Origin of the sequence: Polaribacter sp. (assembly GCF_965656025.1) — a bacterium.
Taxonomy (GTDB): Bacteria; Bacteroidota; Bacteroidia; order Flavobacteriales; family Flavobacteriaceae; genus Polaribacter.
The window spans coordinates 4,987-20,122 of record NZ_CBFHJT010000061.1; the positions used below are offsets into that span (position 1 = coordinate 4,987).

9 protein-coding genes and 1 pseudogene are annotated in these 15,136 nt (G+C 32.4%); 4 read left to right on the top strand and 6 right to left on the bottom strand.

Annotated elements, in window-relative coordinates; genetic code table 11:
• The 6 genes from ACTG3S_RS11180 to ACTG3S_RS11205 form a co-directional block, all read right to left on the bottom strand.
• The coding region (locus ACTG3S_RS11180; protein WP_439129438.1) for a hypothetical protein at window positions 1–743 on the bottom strand (743 nt) is incomplete at its 3' end.
• Window positions 744–909: 166 nt separating this feature from the next.
• A complete protein-coding gene (locus tag ACTG3S_RS11185; protein ID WP_439129439.1) occupies window positions 910–3,801 on the bottom strand; it encodes an alpha-amylase family glycosyl hydrolase in 2,892 nt (963 codons plus the stop codon).
• A 64-nt stretch (window positions 3,802–3,865) separates the two neighbouring features.
• A complete protein-coding gene (locus ACTG3S_RS11190; protein WP_439129440.1) occupies window positions 3,866–5,698 on the bottom strand; it encodes a SusE domain-containing protein in 1,833 nt (610 codons plus the stop codon).
• 27 nt (window positions 5,699–5,725) lie between these two features.
• The gene (locus ACTG3S_RS11195) at window positions 5,726–6,820 is read right to left on the bottom strand and encodes a SusE domain-containing protein (RefSeq protein ID WP_439129441.1); all 1,095 of its coding nucleotides are present in this window, start codon (window positions 6,818–6,820) and stop codon (window positions 5,726–5,728) included.
• 22 nt (window positions 6,821–6,842) lie between these two features.
• Window positions 6,843–8,453, bottom strand: a complete 1,611-nt coding sequence (locus ACTG3S_RS11200; RefSeq protein WP_439129442.1) for a RagB/SusD family nutrient uptake outer membrane protein — start codon at window positions 8,451–8,453, stop codon at window positions 6,843–6,845.
• 17 nt (window positions 8,454–8,470) lie between these two features.
• Window positions 8,471–11,374 carry a SusC/RagA family TonB-linked outer membrane protein gene (locus ACTG3S_RS11205; RefSeq protein WP_439129443.1) on the bottom strand — a complete coding sequence of 968 codons (2,904 nt, stop codon included), beginning with the start codon at window positions 11,372–11,374 and terminating at the stop codon, window positions 8,471–8,473.
• Between the two features lie 197 nt (window positions 11,375–11,571).
• Between ACTG3S_RS11205 and ACTG3S_RS11210 the strand changes: the two genes are divergently transcribed.
• From ACTG3S_RS11210 to ACTG3S_RS11225, 4 genes and pseudogenes are all read left to right on the top strand, one after another.
• The gene (locus tag ACTG3S_RS11210) at window positions 11,572–12,594 is read left to right on the top strand and encodes a LacI family DNA-binding transcriptional regulator (protein ID WP_439129444.1); all 1,023 of its coding nucleotides are present in this window, start codon (window positions 11,572–11,574) and stop codon (window positions 12,592–12,594) included.
• 186 nt (window positions 12,595–12,780) lie between these two features.
• The gene (locus tag ACTG3S_RS11215) at window positions 12,781–14,127 is read left to right on the top strand and encodes an MFS transporter (protein WP_439129445.1); all 1,347 of its coding nucleotides are present in this window, start codon (window positions 12,781–12,783) and stop codon (window positions 14,125–14,127) included.
• A 1-nt stretch (window position 14,128) separates the two neighbouring features.
• Window positions 14,129–14,782 (top strand): beta-phosphoglucomutase, encoded by a 654-nt coding sequence (gene pgmB, locus ACTG3S_RS11220; protein ID WP_439129446.1) that lies wholly within the window; start codon window positions 14,129–14,131, stop codon window positions 14,780–14,782.
• Between the two features lie 93 nt (window positions 14,783–14,875).
• A pseudogene (locus tag ACTG3S_RS11225) lies at window positions 14,876–15,136 on the top strand (glycoside hydrolase family 65 protein); the annotation flags it as partial.

Below are 15,136 nucleotides of genomic sequence, written 5' to 3' on the forward strand. Positions count from 1 at the left end.
TCAGTGTCAGGAATTCCATCTCCATCTGAATCTAACTCTTCTAAATCGTTTAATTCTATGGCAATTTGTACAGATTCAAGACCAGGGTAAGGAAACGCAACAATTGCTGCATCTGTTTTAGGGTAGAATGTTAAATCCATATTTCCACTAGTTGGATCTCCAATAAAAATTACAGATTTTGTACCCCACATTTCTCTTGTAATATTTCTGATAGGCTGTCTACCATTTCCTTCTACTTCAAACTCAAATTCGTCCATGTAAGTACCAGAATAGTGGGTGCTTGCTGGATCATTACCATCAGCGTTTGATAAAGAGGTTAGGGTATAAATGTTTAATCGGTATACTTTACCTGTTACCAAGCCACCCATAGTTGTGCTTACAGACTCTTCTGAGCCGGCAAGTATAGCACCATTACCAATATCTCTAATAGAAATCCAAGTTAAGTCTCCAGTAGGAGGTAAGGGTAGCGTATTTACCCAAGTGGCGTCACCACCAGCACTACCTTGCCCACCCGCATTAAATCTGTTAGAAATGTCTGGTGTACCACCACTATCTACCCAACCAGTGGGTGTACAGTTACCACAAGTAGAGGCTGCTGTACCTGTACCAGCTATGGTTTGAGAAAAGGTTTCTGTACTTACAAATAGTAGCAGTAAGTATATGAAAGCAATTAATTTTAATTGTTCTTTTTTAAAGTGTAAAGTTTCCCCAGACTTTAACACTTGCAAATGAGAGTTTTTCATTTATATTCTTGTTTTTTGTGGGGGAAGTATACAAAAGTAATATATTTTTTACAAATAATAATTTATCCCCCTAACAATTTATTAGAAACAATTTAAAACGAAAAGTCACATAACAAAAAAAGAGTTGATAAAATCAACTCCTTTATTTTGTGTGTGAAATAAAGAATTATTTAATAATTAATTTTTTCGTCTTTATTTTATTGTTAGTTGTTTTAATTCTAGTAAAATAAATACCCTTATTTAAATCTGTAACCGAAAAGTTATTTTTATCAATATTTTTTTTAATAAATCTTTTTACAATTTTACCAGTTAAATCAAAAATAACCACTTCATTAACTGCTTTGTTTATGCTAAAACCATTAAAAGTAGGGTTGGGGTATAATTTTAAATTGGTACTTTCTAAAAAGATATCTTCATTAGACAAAGTTGCTTTTTGATTTCCAAATACTTTGAATTCACCTGGTTGTAAAACTATGGTAGCTGCATTGTAGGTTGTATTTCCACTTTCATCCATAAGATCTACCCAATCTCCTGCAAAAGGAAAGTTGGTGTTTACAGTTTGTGCAACCACATCAAAATTGGCTAAAATAATTACATTTCTTAGACTTGTAGTTGGTATACTTGTATCAAAAACATCTATTCTTGGGGTTAGACTGCCAGTATTCATTGTATAATCTCCTTCAAAAACAGGTTCGCTTATTTTTAATTTGTTCATTCTAGCCCAATCGTCATAAATTTTCTTTCTGTTGTTGTTCGATAACCAATTGTCTGACCATTGTGGTTGTGGTTTTGTTGATAGTTTACAATCACCGTCTGTTCCACCTGGTTCGTTTACAGTTCCATTATCACAGGTAAAAATAGAATTCTGCATCCCTAAATCTGCAAAATGCCAAATCATTTTTGGGCCAGGAACCATCAAACTAAAAGCACCAATTGCAGACATTCTAGAGAGTGCTGTGTTTAAGTTTTTTATATCATGATTTGAAACAGCACTGTTACCAAAATTAATAGCTCTATACATTATTCTTTCTTCATCATGACTTTCTGGATAACCGATAACTCTTGGTCCATTAAACTGTGAACGAGATTTATGACCAATGGCATTTATATTTGAATTTGAGGAAAAGCCCATTAATAATTGACTATATGGGTCTGTCATTTTACCCCACATCATAATCCCTTTTCCTTCTGCCAGTCTATAATTAGCCCATTCTTTTTCTTCGTTTTGTGTACCTAAATGCTCGAAAATTACATAATGCTCTGCATCTAAAGACCAAGAATAATCTGCGTACGTTTTTAAAATATCAACTCGATCTTGTTGGTAATTATTTGTACAACCTTCATCTGAACTAGAACAATTTTGTGTAAATCCTTTGGTTAAATCCCATCTAAAACCATCTATTTTAAAATCTTCTATCCAGTGTTTTACAACTCTTTTAGTGTATTCTTGAGTTAAGGTACTTTGGTGATTAAAATCGCTACCAACATTGTAACTATGTCTAGGAGTTTCATTAAAGTAAGGATTTTCTCTACTTGGTTCTCCCCAACCATCATTATCTGGATCGTTCATCCACATTCTAACCATAGGATTTCTACCAAAAGCATGGTTTAAAGCTACATCTAAAATGACTGCAATTCCGTTTTGATGACAAACATCTATAAACTCTTTAAATTTATTTTCTGTACCATAAAATTTATCTAAAGCCATATGAAATGAAGTATTGTATCCCCAGCTTTCATTTCCTTCAAACTCCATAACTGGCATTAATTGAATGGCATTGATGTTTAAATTTTTAAAATAATCAATTCTATCAATTAAATCTTGATAACTTCTATTGGCATCAAAATCTCTTACTAAAACTTCGTAAACAATTAAATCTTCTTCTTTAGGAGCGTTAAAATTAGCAACTTGCCAATTGTAACTTGATTGCCCTGTTTGTAAAACTGTAACTTCTCTCTCTTGTCCTGATGGATATGCAGGTAGGTTTGGATATGTATTACTTGATATCCCTGGGTCATCAAAAGGAGATAAGACTAATGTAGAAAAAGGATCTGCAGTTTTAACAATAGATGGTGAGTTTGCTATTGGTGTTTTATCATACACCCAATATTGATAGGTTTCAATATTTCCTGAAGTTAAACCAGTTATTTCTAACCAAAATTTACCTGTGCTTGGATCTTTTTTCATTACATAAGAAGAAGTAGGAGTGTAGTTGTTAAAACTACCTGCTACTTGGACAAAATCTTTATTTGGTGCAGTTAAAACTAAAGTAGCTTTTGTAACATCAGCACTGTAATTTATTCCATCTAATAAACCAGTTGGCATTGCTTCTTCTACAACTGTAGGCGCAAGTACTACTTGAAAACTAGCTTCACCAGTTTCTGTAGAACCTGGAGGTGTACCCACAAATCTAACCGTACCACTTTCTGTAATATTTGTTAAAGTTGCATTACAAGTAGGAAAACCACAAGTACCTGTTTGTACAGATACATTATTATAAAAAATTTCGAATGTGCCTTGTACAGTTGTACTTCCTTGAAAAGTAATAGTTGCAGATACATTTAAATTTTCTCCTGCACTTACTAAAACTTCATCGTTAGTTGGATTTGTAATATCTATTTGAACCTTACCTACTGGGAAGATAAAGTCATTACAACCATTATCCTTTAGTTCTTGAGAACCGTCTGCATTTCTAAACACCATACCAATTTGGGCAGCATTTTGTGCCTGTGTTTGGGTTAAGCTATAATAGGTTTCTGGTGTAATTGTAATACTATAGGTTCCATCTCCATTTGGGGTCATTTCTCCAACACCATCATCTTGTCCCCAATTACCAACCACACTAAAACCAAAGGCATTATTTTTATCTCCAATTCCAGAGTGCATATATACTTTAGTAGGGTTTGTTAAACCATTGCAATTACTATCTATACTATTAATATCTACAGTAATTGTAACAGGTTTATCAACTTCTATTGCATCTACATTTAAAGTAACTTGAGAATAGGATATAAAGGTGGTTAGGGTTATTATAAAAAAAAATATTTTTTTTTGCATATATCTTTTAGTATATAAAAAAGGCTGTAAAATTTTTTACAGCCTTTTTTGTTATTTTAGTAAATTAATTTAAAACAATTGTTTTGTCAACTGTATTAATAGTTAATGTATAAGTTCCTGGAGTTCCAATAAAACTAAAATTAGAGTCGCCATCATTAGCGTTTTCAAAATTAGCATCTATTGTATATCCCTCACCTTCGTAAAAAGGAAAATTATAACTAGGAGAACCCCATTCTAGTGTTCTGTCTGTAAAGAATCTAAAAGAATCATTAGCAAATGTTACTTGACCAGAATACGTTCCAGCTCCTGTACATGGTAATGCAACTGGAGAAGCCCATCCCCAACCAGCATCTGGTACACCTGCACCTACTAACCATAATTGGTCAAGGTCGCATAATTGAAGTGGAGCACTTAATGTAATTGTTTTATTTACATCATCTATTGTTAATCCATATTCTCCAGGAGTTCCATTAAATTTAAAATTACTGTCACCATCTCCAGCGTTTTCTAATCTAGAGTCTATAGTATATCCTTCATTTTCATAATAAGGATAGTTAAAACTAGGAGAACTCCATTCTAAAGTTCTGTCAGAGAAAAATCTAAAAGCATCATTCGTTAAATTGATATTGCCTTCGTATTTTCCAGTACCAGTACAACTAATTTGAATTGGATTAGACCAACCCCAACCAGCATCTACAGCACCTGCACCAACAACCCATAATTGGTCGTAGTTACAATTTGGACCAACTACTGCGGGTCCTAAAGTAATGGTTTCTGCTTCCGTATCTATCTCAATAAAATAAGCACCTGCAGTTCCTGTGAATAAAAAGTTGTTATCACCATCCATTGCATCTTCAAAATTAGCATCTATTGTATAACCTCTATCTATAAAATATGGGAAATTATAACTTGGTGAAGCCCACTCTAAAGTCTTATCAGTAAAAAATCTAAAATTACCACCATTATCTGGAGATAAATTAATATTACCAGACCATTTTTTTCCTTGTAAAACCAATTCTACAGGAGAATCCCATCCCCAACCAGCATCTACTGCACCAGCACCAACAACATATAAAGCTGGTGGCAATGCAACATCATAAGGTGTAATTGATAGTGTTGCTACTTCTGAAGTTCTAAATAAATCTCCAGCATCTGTTTTTGCAGTTGCTTTAATTCTAAAATCAAATTTAGATTCTGTACCTGCAGTTCCACCATTAGCTAATAACGCTTCGTTTAATTCGCCATGTTTAAGGTCTAAAGATAAATCAGCAGTTTCTCCTAAAATAGTAGGATTATCAAAATTACTACCATTATTCACCATTTGTAATTCGTAAGAAATTTCTACAGTACTTGTACTTGTAATTTCTGGATCATCCCAAGTAATAGTAGTTGCTACTAAATCTGGATCTACATCTGATAACATAATTGATACAGTTGCATCTGGACCAGTAATAGAAGGCATTTCTACTGCAAATTTAGATACTTGAAAAAGTACTGCGTTTGAAGTTTGTGCACCTGTATTTAATCGTATAAAGATTGGTGTTTTTGAGAATGATTTTACATCTGCATCGTTTAATATGTTATTAAACTGATTTACAGTCATCGAAAAACTATTGTTTTCTGTACTACCCAATGCAATTGGATTTGTAAACTCTGTCTCTAAAGACATTTCTACGTTATAGGTTGCTCCTGAGTTAACATCATCTTTCCAAGTAATTGTAAATGCAGGATTATCTGGCAATGCAAAATTTAGAAAAATGTTACTAATACCTGGGGTATTTAAGACAAATTCAGGCTCTGGTGTTGTTATTGTTAAGCTTTCTTCAGCATCACAAGCGCCTAATAAAAGCGTAAGTGATAAAAATAAGTAGCTTAATCTTTTTATATAAATATTCATTTTTTTTCTATTAAGAGTTATTAGATATTATAAATTTAAAGGAATTAAAATATAACGCCCAGTTAAATCATTAAACCAGATATCATAATCATCTTCTACAGGTACAGGTATTGTACCCCCACCATCTGTTGCTACACCAGAGAAAGAAGTATCTGCACCCCATTTTGCTGAAGTATCTGTCACAAATTCTACGCTACCTGGTGTTAATCTAACACCATTTGCATACCATATATGTCCATCAAAAGATAATGGAGTCATTGTTACATTTGCAGTACTAGAGCCTTGAATTATTAAAGATGCTGGACTTGTTTTTCCATTTGCATCAAAAGTTTCAAAAGAATAGGTTTTACTAGCAAAATCTATACTAAAAGTATAATAACCTGCTGTAGCTATAGCGTTATTATTATTTGGAAAAGTACCAGGATCTGAACCTCCACCAGGATTTACATCAATAGAAGAAGTGTCGTTTGTACCCCATTGAGGTTGCCAAAGACCTTTAACTTCTAAAACTTTAAACTCTCCTGCTCCAAAATATCCTGTGTAATAAAATTTATTACTGTCATTTGCATCTCTAAATAATGCAGGATTATTGTTGTTGTTATTCCAGTCTGGTGCAGTTGCATTTCCTACTAAATAATAATCGTTAAATACATAATTAAAATAAGGGTAAACTTCTAAGCTAATTACGTTAGAATTTACAACCTCATTTCCTTGCGTACCCAAAGTAGAAGCTACTCGTATATACACATTTTTCCATTCAAATGGATTCAAACCTGCTGTACCTGCCGCTGAGTTAACTTCGTTTACTGAAAGTGTAATAGAAGTTTGTCCTGTAACAGAAGTTGCTGTAACGGGTTCAGTAAAAGCATCATCGCTAGAAAATTGAATTAAATAATTAACTGCTGCTTGTTGTCCATAATCTGCTTCTTCCCAATTTAAAGAAATAGCAGGATTGCTTGTGTTAACAGCGTCTAACTCTAATCTACTAAAGTTTAAGTCTTGTAAAACTGGCGCTGTTGCTGTACTTATTGTAAATTTTTCAGAACTATCATCACAAGAAGTAAACATGATTAATACAAGTCCAATAATTGTTATTGCTGAAAATCTTTTTATGTTTTTCATTATTTCTAATTTGTATTTTAAATTAATATCCAGCGTTTTGTTTTAAATTTGGGTTTGAAGCCAAACTTGCTGAAGGTATAGGGTATAGTTTTAATGTTGATGGTATAGAGATACCACTTGTTCCATTTCCTTTCCATACCCAGTTATAGTTTCCTCCTGTAAAGCGTCCAAAACGAATTAAATCTTGACGTCTGTGTGCTTCCCAGTGTAACTCTCTTGCTCTTTCGTCTATAATAAAGTCTAAATCTATATCTGCAATTGTTAAACTATTTTGCGGATTGCTAGCTCTAGTTCTTAAAGAGTTAATGTAAGTTGTTAGGTCTGTAGGATTTGCACCTGAACCACCTCTTAAGTGAGCTTCTGCATACATTAAATATACATCTGCCAATCTAAATAGTGGAAAATCTGTGTCTACAAATGTTTGGTCTACACCAAAGCCACCTGTAGATGTTGCGTTAGAATATTTTTCTAAAATATACCCTTGGTCTTGATCAGAAATATCTAAAATTTCAATATCTCTTCCTGCAGATATAATGGTGTTTCTTGTGTCTGTATTGTAAATACCTCCATCAAACAATTGTACAAATTGTTTTCTAAGTCTTAGGGCTCCTCCCCAGCCACCAGCGCCAACACCTAATGCAGCACCATTTGATTCTATACTTCCTACAGCACCATTAATCATAACTGTAGTTGGTCCATAATTTTGGGTGTAAGTTCCATCTGAAATTAATGGGAAAATAATTTCGTTTTTTGCAGAATTTACATCATTATCTGCCATAAAGTTATGGCTGTATTCTGTAGCTAATGTGTAGCCGCCAGCAATAATTTTTTTACAATAATCTAAACACTCTGTATATTTGTCTTGACCAATATATACTTCTGCATTTAAGTATATTTTAGCTAAAATCATCCAAGCAACACCTTTACTTGCTCTTCCATGTTCAATGGCCATTGGGTCTGCTAAATCAGCTTCAATAGCTAGTAATTCAGATTCTACAAAATCGAATAATTGTTGTCTGTCATATGCTTCTGGTTGTGCATTGATAGCGTCTTCTTCTGTTGTAAAATTGGCTTGCCCAAATAAATCCATCATGTAATAGTAAGACATTGCTCTTAACAATCTTGCCTCTGCTCTGTACTTTACTATTTCTGCTCTTGTTGCAGAAGATACATTTCTTTCATCTAATTTTGCATCTGTAGTTTCTCTTAAGAAATTATTAGCAAAAGCTATGGTAACATGAGTTCTACCAAACATCCCTAAAACAATAGGGTCATCTGCATTCCAAATATTACGTTGTATATCTCTAGTTCCTGGGTCATTTTCATAAGACCAAATCATTTGATCTGCAGATAATGTTTGTAGGTATAATAAAACTCTACCAAACTGACTCGTACCAGCGTCTAAACCATCTATGTTTGATGATCCAGGACCATCTACACCCGTTAAAGATAAATTAGCATACACACCAGCTAATAGTTCTTTGTAGGCGGTTTCATTTGCAAAAAAATCTTCCCCTAATAAATCTTGATCATCTTTTGGTGTAATATCTAGATCTTTTGTACAAGATGATAATGCTACAACCATCACAAGAAAAAGGATTGCTATTTTTTCTATTTTTAAAATATTTTTCATCATTAATTCTTTATTAATTAAAATTTAATGTTTGCACCCACCAAAAATGTTCTTGGTCTTGGGTAAATAGTATTGTCTATACCATTAAACACTTCTGGATCTAAACCAGAGTAGTTTGTAAGTATAAAAACATTTTGCATACCAGCCCATAAACGAATGCTGTTAGAGGCAAATTTTTTGATAGGTCTATCAAAAGTATATCCTAAAGTAATGTTATCCATTCTTAAGAAAGAAGCATTTTCTAAATAAATATCAGAAAGTATTACATCTGATGTTCTTTGGAAATCTGTATCTAAAACAGAAGTAGGTATATTACCTAAAACTGCATTGTCTTGTAATAAATCGTATTGAGCTAATGATGAATTCACATTATTATATACGTAATTACCAATTTGAGCTCTTAAATTAAATGTTAAATCGAAATTTTTGTAATTAAAATTTGATTGGAAACCTAAGCTAACATCTGCTTGTGGGTTTTCTTTTAGATATCTATCATCTGTATTTATAATTCCGTCTCCATTTAAATCTGCATAAGCACCTTCTATAGGTTTACCAGCATTATCGTATAATTGCTTGTAAACAAAGAATGAGTTTGGTGCAAAACCTTCGCTATAAAGTTGAATAAAGTTACCAGTACCACCTGCAATACCACCTGTAGTAATGTCTTGGCCTAATGCCAATTCTTTAATTTCTCTATCTATATATGTTGCGTTAAAATTGATATTCCAATCTATGTCTTCGGTTTTCACCACATCTGCATTTAAGGTAAACTCTAAACCATTTACTTGTAAGTCTCCAATATTTTGTAAAACTCTATTTGTAAAGTTAGAAGCATCTGCAACAGGAGCATCAGATAATAAATCTGTAGAATTTTTTTGGAAAGCATTGATAGATCCAGAAATTCTATTATTAAATAAACCATAATCTACACCTAATTCAATAGTTGCTGTGTTTTCCCATTTTAAACTACTTCTTTCAGAAGGAATTGTAGATTGTATTGGAGTACCACCAAATAAATATTGTGAGTTTTGGTTTCCAAAACGATATCTATCTAAGTATAAATCTCCAGCAATACCATCTTGTTGACCATTTATACCATAAGATGCACGCAGCTTTAATTCAGAAACAACTTCACTGTCTTTTAAGAAATCTTCATCACTCATTCTCCATGCTAAAGCAGCACCACCAAAATTACCCCATCTGTTTTGTGGACCAAATCTAGAGGTACCATCTCTTCTGTAGTTTAAAGTTAATAAGTATTTTTCGTTAAAAGTAAGGTTTGCTCTTGCTAAAAAACCAACTAAAACAACAGGAGTGTTTACGTAAGAAGTTCTACCTTGATCGTTAGGATTTCTAAGGTTTCCTGTGCTGTCTCCAGAACTGTTAAATGATTGATAATCATAACCTACCATTACATCTGTTTTTAACTTATCAAAAGTATTTACATAAGTAACATAGGCATTAAAGTTTTCGTTGTTAAACTCATTTGTAAAAGATCCTTCGCCACCAATAAATAAGTCTGTATAATTTGCAGGACTGTTTAATGGGCTAAAGAAAGAACCGTCTTCTTTAGATTTGTCGAAACCTGCTGAAACTGTTGCAGTAACTTCTGGTAAAAAGTGTAATTTGTAATCTAGTTTTAAATTACCAAATTGTCTAAATCTATTAGATCTGTTGTTGTTTTGTAACAAAGCTGCCACAGGGTTTCTGGTTCCGTTTTCTACTAAAATACCACCAGGCGTTCTGTTTATATGTTGATAAAATCCACCAAAAGGTGATGTTGGGTCATATACAGGCTGCGTTGGGTCGTAACGCAAAGCTGCATTAACTTGACCTGCATCTGCAGATCTATTGTTTACAAAAGCTCTGTTATAGTTTAAACTTACCTTTAAATGATCATCAAAAAATGAAGGATTCATAGATACTGATACGTTTGATCTATCAAACTGAGAAGTTAAAATATTTCCTTCAATTTCAGAAAAGTTTACAGAAAGTCTCGTTGGTAAAAAACCAAAAATTTCACCTCTTGCAGTTAAATTGTGTTGTGTTGCCACAGATTTCTGAAAAATTTCATCTTGCCAGTTTGTACTAGCAGTTCCTAAAAGACCAGCATCACTAGGCCTTCTTGTATTAATGATGTTTCTAAATTCGTCTCCATTAAAAACATCAACTCTGTTGTTAATTTCTGCAAAACCAACTTGAACATCATAATCTAATGTGTATTCAGTTCTACCTTTTTTGGTAGTAATAATAATAACTCCATTTGCACCTCTAGAACCATAAATTGAGGTTGCAGAAGCATCTTTTAATACCGAGAAAGATTCAATATCATTTGGGTTAATACTATTTAAATCTACTCCAGATAAAGGCAAGCCATCAATAACCACTAAAGGATCGTTAGAGGCATTTAAAGATGAACCACCACGAATTCTAATTTGAGAACCAGAACCAGGAGCACCACTAGTTGTAATATTTACACCAGCAACACGACCACTTAATAAGTTTTCTGGTGTTACAATGTTACCTTTGGTAAATTCTTTAGCTGTAATAGCTTCTACAGAACCTGTTGCATCTTTTACTGTTGTGGTACCATAACCAACAACAACAATTTCATCTAATTTTTGAGAAGATTCTTCCAACTCTACAACTAAATTAAAATTGGATGCAATTGTAATTTCTTTATTAGCATACCCTAAATACCTAAAAAGAAGAATATCTCCTGTTTTTACATTAGGTAGATTAAAGTTACCATCAAAATCCGTTTCAGTACCTTTTTGGGTACCTTTAATAATAATACTAACACCAGGTAGAGGATCTCCCGATGTTTTTTCTTTTACTACACCTTTTACTGTTTGTTGTGCAAACATTGCAAAAGATGAACTTAAAAGAATACCAATTAAAAATAATTTAAATTTTTTCATGTATAATTTGTTAAATAATAACTGTAAATTTGACTTGTTTTAACAATAAATTTACATTCCACAGAGTAAATATAGAATATAATCTAGTTAATCTAGTAAACTTAAAATCACGAAAACGGTTTCGTGTTGATAACTTTTTTTTAGAAAAATGATTATATTAACAAAATATAAGATTAAAATTAATTATTTAGTAGAAAATGAAGCAGAAAATTACCATAAAAACAATTGCTAAAGAATTAGGGGTTTCTACATCAACTGTGTCAAAAGCTTTAAAAGATAGTCATGAGATTGGTAAAGAGACTAAAGAAAGAATTCAAGCTTATGCGAATCATTACAATTATAAACCCAATCATTTAGCATTGCAGCTTCGTAATCAAAAGACAAAAGTTATAGGTGTTATTTTACCTAAAATAGTACATCACTTTTTTTCTACTGTAATTAAAGGGATTGAGCATGGAGCTAATGAAAAAGGATACCATATAATGGTTTGTTTTTCTAACGAATCTTATAATAAAGAAGTCGAAACTCTAAAGGTTTTATCGAATGGTAGTGTAGATGGCTTAATAGTTTCTATTGCAAGTGAAACGCTTGAAAATAAGGATTTTAATCATTTTAAAGGATTGGTTTCTGAGGAAATTCCTTTAGTCTTGTTTGATAGGGTTGTAGACGAGATTTTATGTGATAAAGTTGTAGTAGATGATGTTGGTGCAGGTTATAAAGCAACCAAACATTTATTAGATAATGATAGAAAAAGAATCGCTTTAATAACTACACCGAACCACGTAAACGTAGGGGCTTTAAGAAGACAAGGTTATGAAAAGGCTTTAATAGAAGACTATATAAAAACAGATAAGGATTTAATTGTAGAAATTGATGAAAAAGTAGATATAAGGCCACAAATAGAAAATGTGTTTCAACAAGATATAGATGCTATTTTTGCTGTAAATGAAATATATGCTGCAAACGCTATGAAAGTAGCGAAAGATAAAGGGTTTCAGGTGCCAGAGGATATTTCGATTATTGGTTTTACAGATGGTTTAATCTCAGAATATTCCTCGCCATCTATTACTACAATTGCACAGCATGGTTTTACAATGGGTAAACAAGCGGTAGATTTATTAATTGAAAGAATAGAAAACGAGACCGAGTTATTTAAACCTAAAAAAATAGTGATTTCAAGCGATTTAAAACTACGCGAATCTACGAAACCGATTTCGTAGTGTTTTTCGTAAAATTATGATTTTACGAAACCGTCGTCGTAAATATTTTGTCAAAATTTTATCAAATTCATAAAATAAATATATCTTTGTTGTCATATTAAGATTTATCAATAAATTACATTCCACACTTTATTAATTGATAAGTCACAAAACTTATCGTAATATTCATTTAATAATATTCGATAAATGGAAAAGCGTAAATTAAGCTTCTTGCAAATTTGGAACATGAGTTTCGGATTTTTAGGAATACAAATGGGTTTCGCTCTACAAAATGCAAACGCAAGTAGAATTTTACAAATTTTTGGAGCAGACGTTCATGAACTTTCTTGGTTCTGGATCATTGCGCCTTTAATGGGGTTGATAGTTCAGCCAATTATTGGTCATTATAGTGATAAAACTTGGGGGCGTTTTGGTAGAAGAAAACCCTATTTTCTTGTTGGAGCAATTTTGGCTTCTATAGGTTTAATATTAATGCCACAAGCTGATATTTTTATTGCCTTTTTACCAGCTTTATGGGTTGGTGCAGGTTTTTTAATGATTATGGATGCTTCGTTTAATATTGCAATGGAGCCTTTTAGAGCTTTAGTAGGTGATAATTTAAGAACAGATCAAAGAACTTTAGGATTTAGTGTACAAACAGCTTTAATTGGTTTTGGAGCGGTTGTTGGGTCTTGGTTGCCTTATGCATTAACAAATTGGTTTGGTGTCTCTAACAAAACATCACAAGGTATTGTGCCTGATAATTTAATTTGGTCTTTTATTATTGGTGCAGCCATTTTAATCATTTCAATTTTAGTTACAGTATCTACTACAAAAGAATATTCTCCTGAAGAATTAGCAAGTTTTGATACAGATTCAGATGAAGTCCTAGAAGAAGAAAGTTCTAGTTTATGGGATATTGTTGAAGATTTTAAAAAAATGCCAACCACAATGCGCCAATTAAGTTGGGTGCAATTTTTTTCTTGGTTTGGTCTTTTTGGTATGTGGGTTTTTGCAACACCAGCAATAGCACAACATATTTATGGTTTACCACATACAGATAGTAGTAGTACTTCTTACCAAGATGCAGGAGATTGGGTTGGAATCCTATTTGGGATTTACAATTTAGTGTCCGCATTTTATGCTTTTGCTTTGCCATACATTGCAAAACAGATAGGAAGAAAACGTACACATTCCATATCATTGATTATTGGAGGTTTAGGGCTTTTATCAATTTACATTATGCCAGATAAAAATTGGTTAATTGTTTCTATGATAGGAGTAGGAATTGCGTGGGCAAGTATTTTAGCAATGCCTTATGCTATTTTAGCAGGTTCTATATCTGCTAAAAAAATGGGAGTTTACATGGGGATTTTTAATTTCTTTATTGTAATACCTCAAATCATCAATGCCTTAATAGGTGGGCCATTAGTAAAGTACGCTTATAACAATGAAGCAATTTTTGCTTTAATTATTAGTGGAATTAGTTTTTTAATTGCTGCAGCTTTAGTCTACAAAGTAAAAGATGTAGATGATGTAGTACAATCAAATTAAAATGACAAAAGGATTAATATTCGATTTAGATGGTGTTATTGTGGATACAGCAAAATACCATTATCTAGCTTGGAAAAAGTTAGCAAACACATTAGGTTTTGAATTTACCAAAGAACAAAACGAACTTTTTAAAGGCGTAAGTAGAAAGCGTTGTTTAGAAATTTTGTTAGAAATTGGTAATAGAGAAGCTACACAAAAAGAATTTGATACTTGGATGCTCGAAAAAAATGTAGATTATTTAGAGTATATAGAAAATATGGATGCATCAGAAATTTTACCTGATGTACCAAAAGTTTTACAATATTTAAAAGATAATAACATACCAATTGCCTTGGGTTCTGCAAGTAAAAATGCCCAACCTATCTTAGAAAAAGTAGGTTTACTACATTATTTTGATGCAATTGTAGATGGCAATCATGTTACCAAAGCAAAACCAGACCCAGAAGTATTTTTATTAGCAGCAAAACAGTTAAAAGTAGAAGCTAGTGATTGTGTGGTTTTTGAAGATGCAGTAGCTGGTGTAGAAGCTGCTAATGCGGCAAATATGATAAGTATTGGTATTGGAGATGAAAATGTACTTTCTGAAGCACAATTTAACTTCAAAGATTTTACAGAAATTAGTCTCAATTTTATCCAAAAATTAATAGAAAAATAAGAAACCAGAAACAGGAAAAAAGAAACAATCTTAAGTTATTTTTAGCTTGTATTTACTCTTTTTTCTCTGTTTATTTCTCTCAAAAGAAAAAAAATGAATCAAGATTATATAAAACCAAATGCCTGGTCTATTCTCGAAGAAGGATTTGATACAGCAAAGGTAAAATCTTCAGAAAGTTTGTTTAGCATTGGTAATGGAGCCATGGGACAACGAGCAAATTTTGAAGAAAAATATACGGGAAGCACATTTCAAGGAAGTTATATTGCAGGAGTCTATTATCCTGATAAAACACGTGTTGGATGGTGGAAAAATGGCTATCCAGAATATTTTGCAAAAGTATTAAATGCACCAAAT

Bases quoted from the DNA above. Each gene is read 5' to 3' on its own strand.
- ACTG3S_RS11185 (WP_439129439.1), bottom strand. From the start codon at position 3,801: ATGCAAAAAAAAATATTTTTTTTTATAATAACCCTAACCACCTTTATA.
- ACTG3S_RS11190 (WP_439129440.1), bottom strand. From the start codon at position 5,698: ATGAATATTTATATAAAAAGATTAAGCTACTTATTTTTATCACTTACG.
- ACTG3S_RS11195 (WP_439129441.1), bottom strand. From the start codon at position 6,820: ATGAAAAACATAAAAAGATTTTCAGCAATAACAATTATTGGACTTGTA.
- ACTG3S_RS11200 (WP_439129442.1), bottom strand. From the start codon at position 8,453: ATGAAAAATATTTTAAAAATAGAAAAAATAGCAATCCTTTTTCTTGTG.
- ACTG3S_RS11205 (WP_439129443.1), bottom strand. From the start codon at position 11,374: ATGAAAAAATTTAAATTATTTTTAATTGGTATTCTTTTAAGTTCATCT.
- ACTG3S_RS11210 (WP_439129444.1), top strand. From the start codon at position 11,572: ATGAAGCAGAAAATTACCATAAAAACAATTGCTAAAGAATTAGGGGTT.
- ACTG3S_RS11215 (WP_439129445.1), top strand. From the start codon at position 12,781: ATGGAAAAGCGTAAATTAAGCTTCTTGCAAATTTGGAACATGAGTTTC.
- pgmB (WP_439129446.1), top strand. From the start codon at position 14,129: ATGACAAAAGGATTAATATTCGATTTAGATGGTGTTATTGTGGATACA.